Genomic DNA, 18,618 nt, shown 5'->3' on the forward strand with positions numbered 1-18,618 from the left:
GCGCCGGATATGGCGAGAAGCTTATGGCAGCAACATTCGACGTCATTGTAATCGGCGGTGGCCACGCCGGCTGCGAGGCCGCGGCGGCGTCCGCGCGAATCGGCGCACGAACGGCGCTGGTCACCCATCGGTTCGCTACCGTCGGCGCGATGTCGTGTAATCCGGCCATCGGCGGACTCGGCAAGGGCCATCTGGTCCGCGAGGTCGATGCCCTCGATGGTCTGATGGGACGCATGGCCGATGCCGCAGGAATCCAGTTCCGGATGCTCAATCGCCGCAAGGGTCCGGCGGTCCGCGGCCCACGCGCGCAGGAAGACCGCAAGCTCTATGCCGCCGCGATGCAAGTTGCGATTCGCGAAACCGCGAACCTCGAGGTGATCGTAGGTGAGGCGGATGATCTGATTATCTCTGATGGCAGAATCGGCGGCATTCGCCTGATCGATGGCCGCCAGTTCAGGTCTGCCGCGGTGGTCGTCACCACCGGCACCTTTCTGCGCGGTTTGATCCATCTCGGCGAAAAGAGCTGGCCGGCAGGGCGGGTCGATGAAGCGCCGGCGCTCGGGTTGTCGAGGTCATTCGAGCGGATCGGCTTCACGCTTGGCCGGCTCAAGACCGGAACCCCGCCGCGGCTTGATGGCGCGACCATCGGCTGGGCCGCAGTCGAGATGCAGCCCGGCGACGATCCGCCGGAGCCGTTTTCGGTGATGACCGGACGAATTACAACGCCGCAGATCGAATGCGGCATCACCCGCACCACGCCGGCGACGCACGAGGTGATTCGCGTCAACGTGCGTCGTTCGCCGATCTATTCCGGCCAGATCACCAGCTCCGGCCCGCGCTATTGCCCTTCGATCGAGGACAAGGTGGTCCGCTTCGGCGATCGCGACGGGCATCAGATTTTTCTGGAGCCGGAGGGTCTCGACGACCCCACGGTCTATCCCAACGGGATTTCGACCTCGCTTCCCGAAGACGTGCAGCTTGCGATACTTGCGACCATTCCCGGCCTCGAGAAAGTCAGGATGACCCGGCCGGGCTATGCCATCGAATACGATCATGTCGATCCGCGCGAACTCGATCCGACCTTGCAGACCCGGCGGATGCCTGGGTTGTTCCTGGCCGGACAGATCAACGGCACCACCGGTTACGAGGAGGCGGCGGCGCAGGGCCTCGTTGCGGGGCTGAATGCGGCATTGGGCGCGGGTGGCGGCGATCCGATCGTGTTCGACCGCGCCGACGGCTATCTCGGCGTCATGATCGACGACCTCGTGACACGCGGGATCACCGAACCTTATCGGATGTTCACCTCCCGCGCGGAATACCGCCTGACGCTGCGGGCCGACAATGCCGACCAGCGGTTGACGGACAAGGGAATTGCCCTCGGGTGCGTCGGGGCAGGGCGCGCGGCTCATCATCGGGCCAAAATCGCGGCCTTGCGCGCGGCCAAGGCGTTGGCGATGTCGCTGTCGGTGACACCGAACGAGGCTGCGTGCCACGGGCTCTCGCTCAATCGCGATGGCCATCGGCGGTCCGCGTTCGAGTTATTGTCCTATCCGGATATCGGCTGGCGTGAGGTGGCCGCGATCTGGCCCGAACTGTCGGCCGTTGATCCCAAGATTGCCGTGCATCTGGAGATCGATGCCAAATACGATGTTTATCTAAAGCGGCAGACCGCCGATGTCGAAGCGTTCCGCCGTGACGAGGGGCTGGTTCTCACCGGAATCGACTATAGCGTGGTGCCGGGCCTCTCCAATGAGGCTAGAGGCCGGCTGGAAAAGGCCCAGCCCCGCACCATAGGGCAGGCGGGCCGTCTCGACGGAATTACTCCGGCTGCGCTTGGTATTCTGGCGGCCTATCTGCGTCGGGAGACGCGCAAGGGAACGGCCGCTTCCGCGTGATGATTTAGCTCGGGCCGGCTTGAATGTTTCACGTGAAACAATTCCGGCCTGTGAGCCAATGGTCGACCGACGATTCGAACCGCGGCTCGCCAAACATCTGGTCAGGAATCAGAGGCGAGTCTATGTTCGCCAAGATGCCCATGATCAAACAAGAGCGCTCCCTATGTTCGACGACCGACAAGTCGGCCGCGCTGGCGTTGACTCCTGTTTCCCCTCAGACCGAAGCGCGGCTGGATGCCTTCGTCGGTCTGCTGGGCCAATGGCAGACAAAGACCAATCTGGTCGCGCCATCGACGCTGCCTCGGCTCTGGACCCGTCACATCGCGGATTCGCTTCAGCTTCTGGCGCTCGCCCCGCATGCAAAACGCTGGGCCGATCTCGGCAGCGGCGGCGGCTTTCCCGGTGTCGTGCTGGCCTGCGCCCTTGCGGGCATCGAAGGCGCGCGTGTCGATCTGATTGAGCGCAATGCCAAGAAGGCGGCATTTCTCCGCGAGGCCGTGCGGATCACCGCGTCGCCGGGCATCGTTCACTTGACGGATATCGGGGATTATGTGGACAGATTGGAGGACCGGATCGATTGCGTAACCGCGCGCGCGCTGGCGCCTCTACAAGTGCTGCTCGGCTTCGCAGAACCCTTGGTTAAAAAAGGCGCTACGGCTATGTTTCTCAAGGGTCAAGATGTAGAAGTTGAATTGACCGAAGCTACTAAATATTGGAATATTAAGCCCCGGATTCATTCAAGCTGTACCGGCGGACAGGGCTGGATCGTCGAGCTCGATCATATCGGGCGGCACGATGAGCGTCCTCAGGCACAACAGGCATGGCGTCGTGTATGACGGTAATTGACCAAGTCTACCAACGGGATGACGAAGGTGAGTTCCATGTCCGCCATCCCCGGATTATTTCGCTCGCCAATCAGAAGGGCGGTGTCGGCAAAACCACGACAGCGATCAATCTCGGCACAGCTCTGGCCGCAATCGGCGAACGCGTCCTGATCGTCGATCTCGATCCGCAAGGCAACGCCTCCACGGGTCTCGGCATCGACCGGCGCGATCGCAACGTCTCCACTTATGATGTGTTGATCGGCGAAGCTCCGCTACGTGACGCCGTGGTGCCGACCGCGGTGCCGCGCCTGCACATCGCCGCCTCGACCATGGATCTTTCCGGTCTGGAACTCGAGCTTGGAGCCACGAAGGATCGCGCCTTCCGTTTGCGTGATGCAATCATCGCGCTCAACGGCAATGCGGCCGATACCGCCGATTACACCTATGTGCTGATCGATTGTCCGCCGTCGCTCAATCTTCTCACTGTCAACGCGATGGCGGCGTCGGATGCGATCCTTGTGCCGTTGCAATGCGAGTTCTTCGCCCTCGAAGGTCTGTCGCAGCTGTTGCAGACCGTCGAGCAGGTGCGCTCCACGCTCAATCCGAATCTGTCGATCCACGGCATCGTGCTCACCATGTTCGACTCGCGTAACAACCTGTCGAACCAGGTGGTCGCCGATGTGCGCCAGTTCATGGGCTCGAAAGTCTACGACACCATGATCCCGCGCAACGTGCGCATTTCGGAAGCGCCGTCCTACGGCAAGCCGGTGCTGGTCTATGATCTCAAATGTAGCGGCAGCGAGGCCTATCTGAAACTCGCGACCGAGGTGATTCAACGCGAGCGTGAGCTGCGCGCGACACATTGAGGATCGAAGCCGGTCGTGGTGCGCGTGAACAAATCGATGGGTGTCGCCACGATATGCAAACTGCTCTCGCTGTGGGGGAGAGAGATTTGGCGAGCAAAAGCACTTGCGGCTTGCTCACCTTCCCGCCGTCTCCCACAAGGGGAAGCCGAAAAGAAACAGGCGACGCCGTCGTTCTGACGAGCAATGGCAAAATCAATTCGTTAATTCGGAGTACGTTGCGTGAATCCAAGGGAGCTGGCGATGGCCGACGAAGCGCGTTCGCGATTGGGGCGCGGTCTTGCAAGTCTGATCGGCGACGTCGGCGGCGAGGCTGCCCACGCTGAGCGCCCGCGCGTACAGCGCAAGGTGCCGATCGAATTTTTGAAACCCAATCCGCGCAATCCACGCCGTGCGTTTTCGGATATCGAACTCAATGAGCTTTCCGACTCCATCAAACAGCACGGCGTCATCCAGCCGATCGTGGTGCGGCCGGTAAAGGGGATGCAGGATCGCTTTGAGATCATCGCAGGCGAGCGTCGCTGGCGCGCGGCGCAATCCGCTGGGCTGCATGAGATCCCGATCGTACCGGTCGATGTCAGCGACCATGTCGCGCTCGAGATCGCGATCGTCGAGAACGTGCAGCGCGAGGATCTCAACGCGATGGAAGAGGCGCAGGGCTATCATGCGCTCGCCAATGAATTCAAACGCACCCAGGACGAGATTGCGAAGATCGTCGGCAAGAGCCGCAGCCATGTCGCCAACATGATGCGGCTGACGAAACTGCCGGACGATGTGCAAGCGCTGATTGCCTCCGGCGAGCTATCGGCGGGCCATGCGCGCGCGCTGATCGGCGTGCCAGATCCTTCCGCGGCGGCGAAGCGCATCGTCGCGGAAGGTCTTAACGTGCGGCAGGCCGAGGCGCTCGCGCATCAGGAAGGCGTGCCGGAGCGCAAGCCGCCGAAGGCGCGCGTGGACAAGCCGCAGAAGGATCCGGATACGTTGGCGCTGGAAAGGCGAGTCAGCGACGCGCTCGGACTCGCCGTGACGGTGGACCACAGGAATCCCGGCGGCGTCGTGCAGATCCGTTATCGCGATCTCGAACAGCTTGACGAGATTTTGAAAAGGCTGGATTCGAAAGGATCTTAACCGTTCCACCGGTCATTGCTTTGCTGGCAATGACGGTCGTCATCCCCTTCGCCGTGCATTCACCGCGATCGACATCAGGGCGCGCTGCGCAATCGCGGACGCCAGCGTCGCCCGCTTGCGGGTTTCCAACGCCGCGCCGGCAAGCTGATCCATCACCTGTATCAGCCGCGAGGCGCTGAAATTATTCAACGCCGTTTCCACCGCCGCTTTGCGCGAAAAATGCAATCGCGGAAATCCGCTCTCGGCGGCCGATGAGGGGGACGCGCCGCTTTCCATCAAAAGCGCAGCCTTGTGCAGGGCGGCGACCTGTCGCTGCGCGGCCGATATGACAAGGCCCGGGTAGATGCCGGCGATCATGGCCTTGGCGAATTCGGCTTCCACCACCGCCGGCTGTCCGGCGAACGCAGCGTCGATGACGGGATCGAGTTTGAAATCGGATGCGTCGGAGACGACGGCCATGACATCGACGAGCGTGATCTCGCCTTGCCCATGAGTGTAGAGCGCGATCTTGCGCAGTTCGTTGCGCGAGGCCTGGCGGTCACCGCCCAGCAGCGATATCAGCGCCGCGCGGGCGTCGGGCGCGGTCTTCAGCTTGGAGGCGCGAAACTCCTCGTCGATCAGCCGCGCCAGATCGCGTTCGGTGTCGGGATAGCAGGCGATCGCCACCGCGTTCTTCGCGCGTTCGCACGCCTTGCGCAGCGGTGATTCCGGCTTCAGCTCGCCGGCTTCGATCACGATCCGGCAATCCTGGATCGTGGAGTCCGCCAGCGCATCGACGCCGCTCGCGAAGCTGCGAGACCCCGCCTTGATTCGAATGGCGCGCCGACCGCCGAACAGCGGCACCGTCATCGCCTCATCGACGAGACGCGACGGCTCGGCGGAAAGGTCGTCGCCGTCGAGCCGGACCAGGGAGAACGGATCGTTCGGATCGTCGACGGCCGAGCTCATCAGGGCGTTGGCGCGCTCGCGTATCAGGCCGGCGTCGGGACCGTAGAGCAGGATGATCGGGCGGGCCGGATCGGGCCGGGCGAGAAAGCTGTCGATGTCTTTTCCGCGCAGCGCCACCATTCGCGGGCGATCAGGTGCCGGCGTAAAAGAACGCCGCCAGCCGGGTGTTGATGTTCTCGGCGATTTGCTGCGCGGCGCGGTCTTCCGCGTCGCGGTAGGCGCGGGCACGGGCGAAACGCTGGAACTGGCCGGGAATGTCATAGGAGGTGCGAGCGAATGTGGTTGCGTTCACGACGGTTTTGCCGGTGGCGACCTCGATCAGTTGATAGCTCGCATTGATACCGTATTGCTCGTTGGAGGGCAGGGCGGTGTTTGGGTCGAGCATCAGCGACGAGCGGCTGGTTGAGAAGCGGATCTTGAGCTGGTGCGTCGGCGGCGCGCCGGTGGCGTTGCCGTAAAGCTTGAACGCGAGCGCGTTGCGAATGGCGACCCCGATCCGCGCATCCGGCGACGCGTTGGGCTTGTCGATCGGCAGCACCTCGACGCCCATCAGCCTGTCGCGAAGGGCCGGACCGCCGTCGGCCTGTTCGGCATACATCGGACGGAAGCAGCCGGCCGTCAGCGCGGCCAGCACCGCGACGACGCCGATTCGGAGCGCGATGCGCGAACCGGCCCATTCTCCGTTCCGGCGCGCCGGCAATCTACCCCACCACATTCACGATCCTCTGCGGGACGATAATGATCTTTCGAGCCTGCTTGCCGCCCAACGCCTGCTTTACCGCATCGAGCGCCAAAACGGCAGCCTCAATTTCCGGATTTCCGGCGCCGGACGCCACCGTCACCTCGCCCCGCTTCTTGCCGTTCACCTGCACCGGCAGCGTGATGCTGTCTTCAACCAGCAAATCGGGCTCGATTTGTGGCCAGCGCGCTTCCGAGACCAGCCCGGTCTGACCGAGCGCCCGCCAGCACTCCTCGGCCAGATGCGGCATCATCGGGCTGAATACCTGTACCAGAATGGTGGCGGCCTCGCGCAGGCTCCAGCTCAAATCCGGCGCCGGGGCGGACCCGCTGGCGCGGGAGCGGGCGAGGGCGTCGGCCAGCTCGTTGGCGAATTCGCGGATGTTGGCGAGGCAGACGTTGAAGTGCAGCCGCTCGATCCCGGTGGAGACCCTGTCGAGCGCGCCATGCGCCGCCTTGCGCAAGCCGCTCGCCTCCGCGCCGAACGTCGCGGGCCGGTCTTGCGGCGCGGACTTGCCGGCATCAGCCGCTTCGTTGACCAGCCGCCACAGCCGCTGCATGAAGCGCGCCGCGCCCTGCACGCCTTCCTCGCTCCAGATCACGTCGCGGTCCGGCGGCGAATCGGACAGCATGAACCAGCGCGCGGTGTCGGCGCCGTAGCTGCCGATGATGTCGTCGGGATCGACGGTGTTGCGCTTCGACTTCGACATCTTCTCGACCGCGCCGATCCCGACCGGCTCGCCGGTGGCGATCAACGTTGCGCGGCGGTTGTTGCCATCGACCTCGATTTTGACTTCGTCCGGCGAGGCCCAGCCGCCGTCGGGTTTGCGATAGGTCTCATGCACCACCATGCCTTGCGTGAACATGCCCTTGAACGGTTCGTCCATGCCGAGGTGGCCGGTGGCTTTCATCGCGCGGGTGAAGAAGCGCGAATAGAGCAGATGCAGGATCGCGTGCTCGACGCCGCCGATATACTGGTCCACCGGCAGCATCCGGTCGGCGACCGCGCGCGTGGTCGGCGCGTTCTCGTTCCAGGGATCGGTGAAGCGGGCGAAGTACCACGACGAATCGACGAAAGTGTCCATGGTGTCGGTTTCGCGGGTGGCCTTGCTGCCGCACTTTGGGCAAACGACGTGCTTCCAGGTCGGATGATGGTCGAGCGCGTTGCCCGGCCTGTCGAAGCTGACATCCTCCGGCAGCGTCACCGGCAGGTCCTGCTCCGGCACCGGCACCACATCGCAGTTGGGGCAATGGATCACCGGGATCGGACAACCCCAATAGCGCTGGCGCGAGATGCCCCAGTCGCGCAGGCGAAAATTCACCTTGCGCTCGGCGACCGGCATGTCGCCGCGCGTTTCGCCTTCCAGGCGCTTCGCCACCTCTTCCTTCGCCGCATCAGCGCTCATGCCGTCAAGGAAGCGCGAATTGATCAGGCGGCCGTCGCCGTCATAAGCGGTGTCGGTGATGACGAAGCTTAAAGGATCCTGTCCCTCGGGACAGACCACCGGCGTGTTGCCAAGTCCGTACTTGTTGACAAAGTCGAGGTCGCGCTGGTCGTGCGCCGGGCAGCCAAAGATGGCGCCGGTGCCGTATTCCATCAGGATGAAGTTGGCGACATAAACCGGCAGCTTCCAGTCTGCATCGAACGGATGGATCGCGCGGATGCCGGTGTCGAAGCCCATCTTCTCCGCGGTGTCGATCTCGGCCTGCGCGGTGCCGCGCTGCTTGCACTCGGCGATGAATCCGCCGAGCGCGGGATTGTCTTTCGCCGCCGCTTGCGCCAGCGGATGATCCGGCGCAATCGCCATGAACTTCGCGCCGAACAGCGTGTCGGGCCGCGTGGTGAAGATTTTAAGCTCGCTCTCATTGTCCGGCGCCGTCGCCGCGTCGAGCGCGAAGCGGATCAGGAGGCCCTCGCTGCGGCCGATCCAGTTGCGCTGCATCAGCCGCACCTTGTCGGGCCAGCGGTCCAGCGTGTCGAGCGCCTCCAGCAGCTCCTGCGCATATTTCGTGATCTTGAAGACCCACTGGTTCATCTCGCGCTGCTCGACCACCGCGCCGGAGCGCCAGCCGCGCCCGTCGATCACCTGCTCGTTGGCGAGCACGGTCATGTCGACCGGATCCCAGTTGATCTTGCGCTTCTCGCGCTCGGCGAGACCGGCGCGCAGGAAGTCCAGGAACATCTTCTGCTGGTGCTTGTAGTAAGCGGGATCGCAGGTCGCGATCTCCCTCGACCAGTCGAGCGACAGCCCGATCGAGCGGAGCTGCTTCTTCATCGCCTCGATGTTGTCGTAGGTCCACGCCTTGGGCGCGATCTTGCGCTCGATCGCGGCGTTCTCGGCCGGCAGGCCGAAGGCGTCCCAGCCCATCGGATGCAGCACGTTGTAGCCCCTGGCGCGCTTGTAGCGCGCGATCACATCGCCAAGGGTGTAGTTGCGGACATGGCCGATGTGGATGCGCCCGGACGGATAGGGGAACATCTCCAGCACGTAGTATTTTTCGCGCGGGTCATCGTTTTGGGTGGCGAAGATCGCCTGCCTGTCCCACTCGGCTTGCCAGCGCGGTTCGGCGTCACGGGCGTTGTAACGTTCTGGCATATTCGGTCGGATGCGAAAGCTGTCTAACTTTGCATGAAGTGCTTTGGCTTTCGCGTGAACTTCAGAGATTTCGTCTGCTACAAGCCGTTCAAGCGGCGTAGGGCTATCAGATTTCGCTATTCCAAGGTTTTCGACCACGAATTTAATTCCACGCATCGTGTCATCGTATCGTTTGTGTAAAACAGGCTCGTGATGCGCTAATCGATTCCTTGATTGGTAAATCTGCTCCAAATGACGAGCGACGTCACCTCTCTTAATTTTCTTATTTGGGAAGACTCTCTTCAACGTCGTTAGCCATAGAGCTTTCTCGTAATCTGGACCGAACAGACCCTTCCAAAAATAGAGTGTCAGTTCGGCAATTACCTTTCCTTCTGAGACCGTGATTTGCTTTCGTCTCTCTTGGGCGCGGGCTAAATGGGAAAGGTGAGCAGGACGCCCTTTTGGAAAAGCCAAATCGTCGAGTTTGTGTTTTTCCGCCTGCGGAAGCTTCGCATATTCAGCACGCCGCGCACTATCCAGCGCGGCACTGATTTTTTTTGTCTCCCGCTCTCGCCAAGCAAAAGGGGCAGGCGGTTGTTGTAGCCAACGAGGGGTGGCAAAATGTCCACTAAGGTTCTCGCAGATCGAGTTTCTCAAGGCGATCTCGATTATCGCTGTCACGGTCATTAGAGATGCGCCGAGACTTAGCGTTTCTTGGTGAAGTTCGATTGCCGCCCTCGTAGAGCCAGTGAGTTGCACCAGCCCGCCAAGACGCTCAGGGGACAGGAGTGTGGTTAAAGTTCCAATATCTTCATCACGAATTTTCATTGACTCTATTCCATGGAGGCCGTATCTTTACAGCCGAAAAGTCGAGATCAGATTGGCAGTTGCCTTCGGGCGGACGAATCCTCGACTTCCCATTTTAAAGGCCTCCTCTTGTGGGAGGCCTTTTTCGTTCCTCCATGGAGAGACTAGGAGAAGATAAGCGAGGCAACTCGCCCGAGTACATGCAGCGCCGTGATCGAAGATCGAAACGTCGGATCGTAAAGATCGTCTGCCTGTCCCACTCGGCTTGCCAGCGCGGTTCGGCGTCACGGGCGTTGTAACGTTCTGAGGTCATGGAATCGCAGTGTTTTTCGTGATTTGCAGGCATTCGACTAGGCCATGAAAGCGGAGCGGGGGTCAACGGGTTCCGGAGAATGCTCCAGGCAGTTTGCAAGCGGTGTGGTTTTGCGGTGTAAGCGGGGGGACATTTCCCTCCGTCCGAAGTGACCCGATGGCCGACCTCTCCGCTTTTTCGATCACCCGCCGCTGGCCGGCGGCCTGCCCGGAGCATCTGCAGCTCTATTCGGTGCCGACGCCCAACGGGGTGAAGGTCTCCATCATGCTGGAGGAAACCGGGCTACCCTATGAGCCGCATTTCGTCGATTTCGGCAGGGACGAACAGAAGAGCCGTGAGTTCCTCTCGCTCAATCCCAACGGCAAGATTCCCACGATCCTCGATCCCGATGGACCCGGCGGCGAGCCGCTCGTTTTGTTCGAGTCGGGCGCCATTCTGCAATATCTCGCCGAGAAGACCGGACAGTTTCTGCCCGCCGATCCGGCGCGGCGCTGGCAGACCCTGCAATGGCTGCACTTCCAGATGGGCGGCGTCGGGCCGATGTTCGGGCAGGTGGGATTCTTCCATAAGTTCGCCGGCAGGGATTTCCAGGACAAGCGGCCGCGCGACCGCTATGTGACGGAATCGACGCGGCTGCTCGGCGTGATGGACACGCATCTGGCGACGCATCGGTGGTTTGCGGGCGACGATTACACCATCGCGGATGTTTCGATGCTCGGCTGGGTGCGCAACCTGATCGGGTTCTATGATGCGCGCGATCTCGTCGGGTTCGATCGTTTTCGCCATGTCGGGGGCTGGCTGCAGCGGGGTCTGGCGCGGCCGGCGGTGCAGCGCGGCCTCGCCATTCCGGCGCGACAATGACCACTGCTGAAGCAGCGCCGATCAAAGGTCTTGCGTCCGTGGAAGCCGCGATCGTCCGCGCCTGCCGGGACGCGCGGCGCGACCGCTCCTCGGTGACGCTGGTGGCGGTGTCGAAAACCTTCGACGCGGAGGCGATCACCCCGGTCATTGCAGCCGGGCAACGGGTTTTCGGCGAGAACCGCGTGCAGGAGGCGCAGCGAAAGTGGCCCGAGCTGATCGCGGCGCACCCCGGCATCGTGCTGCATCTGATCGGCCCGCTGCAGTCCAACAAGGCGAAGGATGCCGTCGCTTTGTTCGACGCCATCCATTCAGTCGATCGCGTGAGCCTTTGTGAAGCGCTGGCCAAGGAAATCGACAGGCAGAACCGCCGACCGGCGCTGTTCGTGCAAATCAACACCGGCGAGGAGCCGCAGAAGGCCGGCGTCGTTCCGGCGGATGCCGACGACTTCATCGCGCGATGCCGCGATACCTATGGCCTGACGATCTCAGGCCTGATGTGCATTCCGCCTGTGGACGAGGCGCCGGCCCCGCATTTCGCGCTCACCGCGAAAATTGCACGGCGCAACGGGCTCGAACAACTGTCGATGGGAATGAGCGCGGATTTCGCCGTCGCGATCGCTTTGGGCGCGACCCATGTGCGGGTCGGCTCGGCGATTTTCGGGACGCGGTAGTTCATCCTTCTCCCGCAAGGGGAGGGAAGGGTGCGCGGCGCCGCTTTCCGATTCCATGCCAAAGACGTCACCCGATCTCGATACGCGTCTGGGGGCCGATCCGCCGTAACAGCCGCAGCATGGCGGGTCGCGTCATCGCCACGCATCCGGCGGTCGGGCCAAAATTGTCGCGCGCCAGATGCAGGAACACGGCGCTGCCGCGCCCCGCGACGCGGGGGCGGGTGTTGTGATCGATCTCGATGATGAAGTCGTAGAGATGGTCATCGCGCATCAGCCGGTCGCCGGTCATACGAGACGCCAATCGGATCGGCCGGTTGTAGCGCCGGTCGGCGGGGTCCTCGCACCAGGCGTCAGTGGATGTAATCGCGCGCACAGGCAGAAAGGTCCGTGGCCGCGGATGCCGGTCGGGCCGCCACCACAACCGGAGGGGCCGGAAGATCCCCCTTGGGGTGCCGCCGTCGCCCTCGCATTTGTTGGCCAGGATGCCGCCGCGGCCGAGCGCTACCGCAATCGCGTGTCCTTCCGCGATCAGCCAGCCTCGCTGCCGCCGGCCCGCGGCGGCCCGAATGCGGATCGCCGCAAGCGGCCGATCACGGGAATGTGTCGTGCAAGGCATTGAAAAGTCTTGGTTTTGTATGGAATGAGGAAGCTCCGCGCACGCTCTCAGCCGAAACGACGATCCCGCATGTTATGACAGGGACATTCAATTTTCCCCAGTCTGGAGTAGACTCTGCTTGGATCATGAATCGCTGCAAATTCATGCGTCCGACGAATCGGGATTTAACCTGATGACGGTAGCTGGGCGCCCGCCGGGTGTCTCCAGCCGCCAGGAGGATTGCATAGATGGCCAACGCCCGCAAAATTCTGATCGTGGACGACGATAACGATTTGCGCGATACGCTGGTCGAGCAACTGTCGCTGCATGAGGAATTCGAGGCGTCCGCCGTTGATACCGGCGCGAAAGGCGCCAGCGCGGCCAAAGCCTGCTCGCCCGATCTCGTACTGATGGACGTCGGCCTGCCTGACACGGACGGCCGCGAAGTGGTGCGCAGCCTGCGCAAGGGCGGCTTCAAGGCCCCGATCATCATGCTCACCGGTCACGATACCGATTCGGACACGATTCTGGGCCTTGAGTCCGGCGCCAATGACTATATCGCCAAACCGTTCCGCTTTGCGGTGTTGCTGGCGCGCATCCGCGCACAGTTGCGTCAGCACGAGGCCAGCGAGGATGCGGTATTTTCGGTCGGACCCTATAGTTTCCGGCCCGGCGCCAAAATGCTCACGATCGCCAATGGCAAGAAGGTGCGGCTGACCGAGAAGGAAACGGCGATTTTGCGCTTCCTTTACCGGGCAGGGCAAATTCCGGTGTCGCGCGAGACCCTGCTTCAAGAGGTCTGGGGATACAACTCGGGCGTCACCACGCACACCCTGGAAACTCACATTTACCGGTTGCGGCAGAAGATCGAGACTGACGCCGCCAATCCGGAAATTCTGGTGACCGAAGCCGGCGGCTACAAGCTGGTGCCGTGATACTTCGGCGTGTGCTGCGCGAAAGCGGGATCTAACGGGTGCAAATTGCTGGAATCGGACCGCTAGAGCCGTTCCGCGGAAGCGGGACTCTATATTTCGACGCGTTTTCTTTCCGCGAACCGGTATCCACTCCGCTCAAAAACGCTATAGGTTGACGACTCGTATCAGCTCCCGCCAAAACAGTCCTTCGGGGGATCCGGGGCCGAACCGGTTTTGCATGTCGATCGATGATGACGTTGTCCTGCTTGAGCGCGTCACAACCCTGCGCCTGCTGGGCGCCGAGGCGTTGCGCGTGCTTGCCATCGGGGCCGAACAGCAGCAGTTCGCCAGCGGCTCAATCCTGTTTCGCGCCGGTGACGAGGCGGACGGAGGATATGTCGTTCAGGACGGCAGCTTTCGTATCCACGTCCCGGACGGCCGCGATCGGGAAGTCATCGTCGAGCGCGGCACGCTGATCGGCGAGCTGGCCTTGATCGTCCCGATATCGCGGCAGGCCACCGCGATCGCGCGGGAATATTCGATGGTGATCCGCATTTCCCGCGCCCTGTTTCTGCGCGTGCTCGACAGCTATCCCGCCGCCGCCCGCCGCCTTCGCGACGAACTCGCCAATCGCACCCGGCAAACCACCAGCGACATCCTCATAGCGTCGGCGAAACTGAGTAGTTGAAGCATTGAGCCCGACCCGAAAGGGCCGCGCCCGCGCAAAGTGAAGACCGGCTTCATTTTTCGGGATCATGCTCCGATTCAATCAGTCGCGAAAATAGCGTCGGCACTCACACGTCGATGACCGCCGTCACCGGCACATGATCGGATGGACGCTGCCAGCCGCGGGCGTCGCGGGTGATGCGGAAGTCCCGGATTCCGCTGCGCAGCGCCTCGGAAACCCAGATATGATCGAGTCTGCGGCCGCGGTCGGAGGCGATCCAGTCGGCGGCGCGATAGCTCCACCACGTATAGATTTTCTCCGACATCGGAATCCGCGCGCGTGCGATGTCGACCCAATTGCCGTGTTTCTGCACGCCGAGCAACTTCTCGCATTCGATCGGCGTATGCGAGACGATTTTCAGGAGCTGCCTGTGCGACCAGACGTCGTTCTCATGTGGCGCGACATTAAGATCGCCGACCAGCACATGCCGGTCGCCGTTGCCCGGATGCAGCGGCGCACAGGCTTTCATCTCGTCGAGAAATTGCAGCTTATGGGCGAACTTCGGATTCATTGCGGGATCGGGAATGTCGCCGCCCGCTGGCACGTAGAAGTTGTGCAGCACCAGCGGTGCGGCGAGACCCGCCTGGCCGCCGAAGATCACGCTGACGTGGCGGGAATCGATCTTGTCGCAGAACGTGCGGATGTTGCTGGCGTCGAATGGCAGCTTCGAGACCACCGCTACCCCGTGATATCCCTTTTGCCCGTTGAGCGCGACGTGGTCATAGCCGAGCTGGCGGAAGCGTTTCAGCGGAAAGGCATCATCGGGGCATTTGGTCTCCTGCAGGCACAACACGTCCGGCCGCTGCGCTTTCAGAAACTTGGCGACCAGATCGATGCGCAGCCGCACCGAATTGATATTCCAGGTGGTGAAGGTGAGACGCATGGATTCCGGGTGAGGACGTCGACAAATCAATGTGCCGTCATACGCGGGCCTAATCCGCGTATCCGGTGACGACTCTGTGGGCGTGGTCGCGCCTCAGTTGTTCATCGGGGTCGGATAATTGGTATAATCGATTTTGAATAAGGCGGGATCGAGCTTCGCCGTGGAGTTCAGATTGTAGATCGCCACCGTGGTGTCGTAGCCTTGCGGATCGGTTACGGTCCACTGCTTGAGCTTGCCATCCTTGACTCCGACCATCAGCATGAGGCGGGAGGTGCCGACCAGCGCCTGCTTCTCTTCGATGATGACGCTGATGTAGAGATCGTCCGACGTCACGGCGACGACGTTGGTGTCCTTCATCAGATCGAGACGGTCCGACAACAGATAGCGCAGCGGCGTTTGCGACAGCGGGTACACATCCTGGGTCGCGAGTCTGGTGTCGCGAACCACAAGCGACGAACCGTCGGAAATCATCGCGATCGGCGACGGAGGATCGTATTCGAACCGTACTTTGCCCGGTTTCTGGATATAAAATTCGCCGGTCGAGCGGCTGCCGTCGGGGCCGACCTGCACGAAATTTCCGGCGAGGGTTCGCAGCGACGATAGATAGGCACTGACTCGCGCCGCCGCTGCCTTCTGATCCGCGCTGAAAGTTGCAAAAAAATTGGCCGGCACGTTGCGGCGCGGGTCGGGAATCACCGGGTCCGGCGGCCGCGTGGTTCCGGTAACCTCCGTCTGGGCCGTCTGCAATACTGGCGCCGCCGGCGCCCTGTTGCGGTTGTGGGGCGCAGGTTGCGGGATCGGAACGGCTTCGGCGAGGGCAGGCGGAACAAAAGACCCCACGGTCAGTGCCGCCATGAGGCAGACCACGCCGAGGCGCGCGCGGATCGGACGGCTGGCCGCGGATAAATGTGTCACGTCTCTGATCAATGATTCGTCCTGTCCGCCGGAGGCGTTCCTTTTACAGTGCTTCGCGGCGCTGGATATCGCTTTTTTCCCCGAGCGGATCCAGCGGATGGCCGGCGCGCGGGAGTTCACCTCGATTGCGCTGAACCCGATACCAGCCGGATCCCTTTGATCGACCGCGACCTTGTCCGAAAACCGGCTTCCCCTTTCAACGATCATGAGCGGATGGAAAGCTGCCGCCTGGATAGTCCGGTTTGGACCGGCTCCTGGAAGCGGAATGAGGAAAAGTGGGTGGCGGCTTTCCGCCCGCAGTCCGCTTCTCATACTATTGGAATTGACGTTCATGATTTGGGATCGATTCGATCCGGGATCGTCGCGATCTAGCTTGGCGCTGTGGCGATTTCGCGGCTCCGAAAATTCGATCATCGTCATGCCGCCCTGGATCAGAAGTGGCTTTCTTCTTCCTCGATCAGGATTTCGCGCTTTCCTGCGTGATTGGCCTGCCCGACGATGCCTTCGAGCTCCATGCGCTCCATCAGCGAGGCGGCGCGGTTGTATCCGATCTGAAGGCGGCGCTGGATATAGCTGGTTGAAGCCTTGCGGTCGCGCTTCACGATCGCCACCGCCTGCGCGAACAGATCGCCGCCGCCGTCGCTGCCCATGCTGGTGCCGTCGAACACCGCGCCGTCGTCGCCCTCGGCGGGGTCCTCGGCCGTGACCGCCTCGAGATATTCGGGCGCGCCTTGCGTCTTGAGATGGCGGACCACCTTCTCGACTTCTTCATCCGATGCAAACGGCCCGTGCACGCGCGAGATGCGTCCGCCGCCCGCCATGTAGAGCATGTCGCCCTGGCCGAGCAGTTGCTCGGCGCCCATTTCGCCGAGGATGGTGCGGCTGTCGATCTTCGACGTCACCTGAAAGGCGATGCGGGTCGGGAAGTTGGCCTTGATGGTGCCGGTGATGACATCGACCGACGGACGCTGGGTCGCGAGGATGACGTGAAGGCCGGCGGCGCGCGCCATCTGCGCCAGACGCTGGACCGCGCCCTCGATGTCCTTGCCCGCGACCATCATCAGGTCGGCCATTTCATCCACGATGATGACGATGAAAGGCAGCGGCTCGAATTCGAGCTTCTCTTCCTCGTAGATCGCCTTGCCGGTTTCCTTGTCGAAACCGGTATGCACCGTGCGCGTCAGCTCCTCGCCCTTGGCCTTGGCCTCGACGAGGCGGGTATTGTAGCCGTCGATATTGCGCACGCCGAGCTTGGCCATCTTCTTGTAGCGCTCTTCCATCTCGCGCACGGCCCATTTCAGCGCGACGACCGCCTTCTTCGGGTCGGTGACGACCGGCGTCAGCAGATGCGGGATGCCGTCATAGACCGAGAGTTCGAGCATCTTCGGATCGACCATGATGAGACGGCACTGATCGGGCCGCAGCCGGTACAGCAGGCTGAGAATCATGGTGTTGATCGCGACCGACTTGCCCGAGCCGGTGGTGCCGGCGATCAGCATGTGCGGGGTGCGCGCGAGATCGATGATGACCGGATCGCCGCCGATGGTCTTGCCGAGGCAGAGCGGCAGCTTGGCGACCGAGTCGGTCGCCTCCTTGGCGGTGAGCAGTTCCCGCAAATACACCTTTTCGCGGTGCGCGTTCGGCAGCTCGATGCCGATGGCGTTACGGCCGGGGACGACGGCGACGCGGGCCGACAAGGCGCTCATCGAACGCGCGATATCGTCGGCGAGGCCGATGACGCGCGCCGACTTGATGCCGGGCGCGGGCTCCAGTTCATACAGCGTCACCACCGGTCCGGGATTGGCCTTCACGATTTCGCCGCGCACGCCGAAGTCCTGCAGCACGCCTTCCAGCGCCCGCGAATTGGCTTCCAGTTCCGACTTGCTGAGCGGCTGGCGGTCGGAGGCGCGCGGCGTGCTCAGAACGTTGACCGAGGGCAGTTCGAACTTGCCGGCTTTCTTCGCCGGCTGACGGGGCGCGGCCTTCCGGCGCGGCGCGCTGACAACCGGCGCTTCATCGCATTCTTCCTCGTCCGCTTCGTCCTCGAGATCGTCGTCAACGTCGTCGTCATGACCGCCGCGAGCCGGCGCCAGGGAGGGAGCGACGGGTCCGCCGCCGAGATTCGGCTCCTGACGCTCGAACGCCAGCGCACCGGAATTCCGTGGCGCGCTCGACACCAGCGACTTGTAGGCCAGCGCCAGCAGCGCGCCGATCTTCAGCCGCTTGAGCCGCGCCTTCGCACTCATCAGCGCGTGAACCGCCCAGCCCAGCGAGACCGAGGCGTGGTCCCTGCCGTCATCAAACGGCGCGTCGTCCTCGATTTCGAGCGACTCTTCGGCGGGCCGCGATCTCATTCCGCTGGCCCAAAGGAACGTCGCGGCCATGACCATGAGCATGATCGCGCCCAGCACGATGTTCTGCAATAGGCCTGGCGGGCCGAACACGATCGCGGGCGCCCGCACCAGCGCGTCGCCGACCACGCCGCCGAGACCGGTGGGCAGCGGCCATGCGCCATTGTGAGGCCAGCAACCGGCGAAGCCGGCGGCGGCGATGGTGCAAAGAATCCAGCAGGCGAGACGCGTGGCCTGGCGGTCGAACGGGCGATGGGTCAGCATCCGCCATCCCCAGATCGCCACCGGCAGGATCAGCATGATCGCGCCGAGGCCGAGAATCTGCATCAGAAGATCCGCGCCGATCGCGCCGGGATAGCCGAGGACGTTGTGGATCGGGCGCGAGGTGGCGTGGCTGAGGCTCGGGTCCTGCACCGACCACGTCATCAGCGCGGCCGCAGCAGCGCCGGACAATCCGATCAGCCCGAGCCCGGTCAGTTCGCGCAAGCGCCGGGCCAGAGGCTCCCGGATCGACGGCGGTATGTGATCGACGATGGGAAGAAGACGTTCGATCGCTGCCATGCTCATGGTGCCCCGCGACTAAAGCGTTTTCGAGCGAAGTGGATGACC

Annotated in this window: 15 protein-coding genes; 8 read left to right on the forward strand and 7 right to left on the reverse strand. The window is 62.7% G+C overall.

Going from position 1 to position 18,618, the window contains the following annotated elements; translation table 11 throughout:
- The first annotated feature begins 23 nt into the window (after positions 1 to 23).
- The 4 genes from mnmG to NB311A_RS01195 all read left to right on the forward strand — a co-directional run bounded on the left by mnmG (position 24) and on the right by NB311A_RS01195 (position 4,710).
- A complete protein-coding gene (gene mnmG / locus NB311A_RS01180) occupies positions 24 to 1,895 on the forward strand; it encodes a tRNA uridine-5-carboxymethylaminomethyl(34) synthesis enzyme MnmG (protein ID WP_009796569.1) in 1,872 nt (623 codons plus the stop codon).
- Between the two features lie 134 nt (positions 1,896 to 2,029).
- Positions 2,030 to 2,731 (forward strand): 16S rRNA (guanine(527)-N(7))-methyltransferase RsmG, encoded by a 702-nt coding sequence (rsmG, locus tag NB311A_RS01185; protein ID WP_050752043.1) that lies wholly within the window; start codon positions 2,030 to 2,032, stop codon positions 2,729 to 2,731.
- A complete protein-coding gene (locus NB311A_RS01190) occupies positions 2,728 to 3,585 on the forward strand; it encodes a ParA family protein (protein WP_009796571.1) in 858 nt (285 codons plus the stop codon). The genes rsmG and NB311A_RS01190 overlap by 4 nt, the downstream gene beginning before the upstream one ends.
- A gap of 240 nt (positions 3,586 to 3,825) precedes the next feature.
- Positions 3,826 to 4,710, forward strand: coding sequence for a ParB/RepB/Spo0J family partition protein (locus NB311A_RS01195; protein ID WP_009796572.1), 885 nt, complete (start codon positions 3,826 to 3,828; stop codon positions 4,708 to 4,710).
- A 39-nt stretch (positions 4,711 to 4,749) separates the two neighbouring features.
- Here the strand turns inward: NB311A_RS01195 and holA are convergent, their stop codons facing one another.
- Genes holA through leuS form a run of 3 tightly spaced genes read right to left on the reverse strand, consistent with a single transcriptional unit; the run spans position 4,750 to position 8,993 of the window.
- Complete coding sequence (gene holA, locus NB311A_RS01200) at positions 4,750 to 5,778, reverse strand: DNA polymerase III subunit delta (RefSeq protein WP_009796573.1); 1,029 nt, start codon at positions 5,776 to 5,778, stop codon at positions 4,750 to 4,752.
- Positions 5,779 to 5,788: 10 nt separating this feature from the next.
- The gene (lptE, locus tag NB311A_RS01205; protein WP_050752029.1) at positions 5,789 to 6,373 is read right to left on the reverse strand and encodes an LPS assembly lipoprotein LptE; all 585 of its coding nucleotides are present in this window, start codon (positions 6,371 to 6,373) and stop codon (positions 5,789 to 5,791) included.
- Positions 6,360 to 8,993, reverse strand: a complete 2,634-nt coding sequence (gene leuS, locus NB311A_RS01210; protein ID WP_009796575.1) for a leucine--tRNA ligase — start codon at positions 8,991 to 8,993, stop codon at positions 6,360 to 6,362. The genes lptE and leuS overlap by 14 nt, the downstream gene beginning before the upstream one ends.
- Before the next feature lie 1,255 nt (positions 8,994 to 10,248).
- Here leuS and NB311A_RS01215 point away from each other — a divergent pair.
- Together NB311A_RS01215 and NB311A_RS01220 are read left to right on the forward strand one after the other, a co-directional pair.
- Positions 10,249 to 10,953 (forward strand): glutathione S-transferase family protein, encoded by a 705-nt coding sequence (locus NB311A_RS01215; RefSeq protein ID WP_009796577.1) that lies wholly within the window; start codon positions 10,249 to 10,251, stop codon positions 10,951 to 10,953.
- The gene (locus NB311A_RS01220; protein ID WP_009796578.1) at positions 10,950 to 11,624 is read left to right on the forward strand and encodes a YggS family pyridoxal phosphate-dependent enzyme; all 675 of its coding nucleotides are present in this window, start codon (positions 10,950 to 10,952) and stop codon (positions 11,622 to 11,624) included. Before NB311A_RS01215 ends, NB311A_RS01220 begins: the two co-directional genes overlap by 4 nt.
- A gap of 67 nt (positions 11,625 to 11,691) precedes the next feature.
- On the opposite strand, the gene NB311A_RS01225 is transcribed toward NB311A_RS01220, so the two are convergent.
- Complete coding sequence (locus NB311A_RS01225) at positions 11,692 to 12,240, reverse strand: L,D-transpeptidase (protein ID WP_009796579.1); 549 nt, start codon at positions 12,238 to 12,240, stop codon at positions 11,692 to 11,694.
- Between the two features lie 227 nt (positions 12,241 to 12,467).
- Here NB311A_RS01225 and NB311A_RS01230 point away from each other — a divergent pair, with 227 nt between their 5' ends.
- Both NB311A_RS01230 and NB311A_RS01235 read left to right on the forward strand, forming a co-directional pair.
- Positions 12,468 to 13,154 (forward strand): response regulator transcription factor, encoded by a 687-nt coding sequence (locus tag NB311A_RS01230; protein ID WP_009796580.1) that lies wholly within the window; start codon positions 12,468 to 12,470, stop codon positions 13,152 to 13,154.
- Between the two features lie 217 nt (positions 13,155 to 13,371).
- Complete coding sequence (locus NB311A_RS01235; RefSeq protein WP_009796581.1) at positions 13,372 to 13,821, forward strand: cyclic nucleotide-binding domain-containing protein; 450 nt, start codon at positions 13,372 to 13,374, stop codon at positions 13,819 to 13,821.
- A 106-nt stretch (positions 13,822 to 13,927) separates the two neighbouring features.
- Here the strand turns inward: NB311A_RS01235 and NB311A_RS01240 are convergent, their stop codons facing one another.
- From NB311A_RS01240 to NB311A_RS01250, 3 genes are all read right to left on the reverse strand, one after another.
- Positions 13,928 to 14,743 (reverse strand): exodeoxyribonuclease III, encoded by an 816-nt coding sequence (locus NB311A_RS01240; protein ID WP_009796582.1) that lies wholly within the window; start codon positions 14,741 to 14,743, stop codon positions 13,928 to 13,930.
- A gap of 93 nt (positions 14,744 to 14,836) precedes the next feature.
- The gene (locus NB311A_RS01245) at positions 14,837 to 15,598 is read right to left on the reverse strand and encodes an outer membrane lipoprotein carrier protein LolA (RefSeq protein ID WP_040673733.1); all 762 of its coding nucleotides are present in this window, start codon (positions 15,596 to 15,598) and stop codon (positions 14,837 to 14,839) included.
- Positions 15,599 to 16,089: 491 nt separating this feature from the next.
- A complete protein-coding gene (locus tag NB311A_RS01250) occupies positions 16,090 to 18,576 on the reverse strand; it encodes a DNA translocase FtsK (RefSeq protein WP_009796584.1) in 2,487 nt (828 codons plus the stop codon).
- Positions 18,577 to 18,618: the final 42 nt, after the last annotated feature.

It is taken from the genome of Nitrobacter sp. Nb-311A, assembly GCF_000152905.1.
GTDB lineage: Bacteria > Pseudomonadota > Alphaproteobacteria > Rhizobiales > Xanthobacteraceae > Nitrobacter.

Excerpts from the sequence above, each read along its gene's own strand:
- NB311A_RS01190 (WP_009796571.1), top strand. The coding sequence starts at position 2,728 with ATGACGGTAATTGACCAAGTCTACCAACGGGATGACGAAGGTGAGTTC.
- leuS (WP_009796575.1), bottom strand. The coding sequence starts at position 8,993 with ATGCCAGAACGTTACAACGCCCGTGACGCCGAACCGCGCTGGCAAGCC.
- NB311A_RS01195 (WP_009796572.1), top strand. The coding sequence starts at position 3,826 with ATGGCCGACGAAGCGCGTTCGCGATTGGGGCGCGGTCTTGCAAGTCTG.
- NB311A_RS01225 (WP_009796579.1), bottom strand. The coding sequence starts at position 12,240 with ATGCCTTGCACGACACATTCCCGTGATCGGCCGCTTGCGGCGATCCGC.
- mnmG (WP_009796569.1), top strand. The coding sequence starts at position 24 with ATGGCAGCAACATTCGACGTCATTGTAATCGGCGGTGGCCACGCCGGC.
- NB311A_RS01215 (WP_009796577.1), top strand. The coding sequence starts at position 10,249 with ATGGCCGACCTCTCCGCTTTTTCGATCACCCGCCGCTGGCCGGCGGCC.
- holA (WP_009796573.1), bottom strand. The coding sequence starts at position 5,778 with ATGGTGGCGCTGCGCGGAAAAGACATCGACAGCTTTCTCGCCCGGCCC.
- NB311A_RS01230 (WP_009796580.1), top strand. The coding sequence starts at position 12,468 with ATGGCCAACGCCCGCAAAATTCTGATCGTGGACGACGATAACGATTTG.
- NB311A_RS01240 (WP_009796582.1), bottom strand. The coding sequence starts at position 14,743 with ATGCGTCTCACCTTCACCACCTGGAATATCAATTCGGTGCGGCTGCGC.
- NB311A_RS01250 (WP_009796584.1), bottom strand. The coding sequence starts at position 18,576 with ATGAGCATGGCAGCGATCGAACGTCTTCTTCCCATCGTCGATCACATA.
- NB311A_RS01235 (WP_009796581.1), top strand. The coding sequence starts at position 13,372 with ATGTCGATCGATGATGACGTTGTCCTGCTTGAGCGCGTCACAACCCTG.
- NB311A_RS01220 (WP_009796578.1), top strand. The coding sequence starts at position 10,950 with ATGACCACTGCTGAAGCAGCGCCGATCAAAGGTCTTGCGTCCGTGGAA.
- lptE (WP_050752029.1), bottom strand. The coding sequence starts at position 6,373 with ATGTGGTGGGGTAGATTGCCGGCGCGCCGGAACGGAGAATGGGCCGGT.
- rsmG (WP_050752043.1), top strand. The coding sequence starts at position 2,030 with ATGCCCATGATCAAACAAGAGCGCTCCCTATGTTCGACGACCGACAAG.
- NB311A_RS01245 (WP_040673733.1), bottom strand. The coding sequence starts at position 15,598 with ATGGCGGCACTGACCGTGGGGTCTTTTGTTCCGCCTGCCCTCGCCGAA.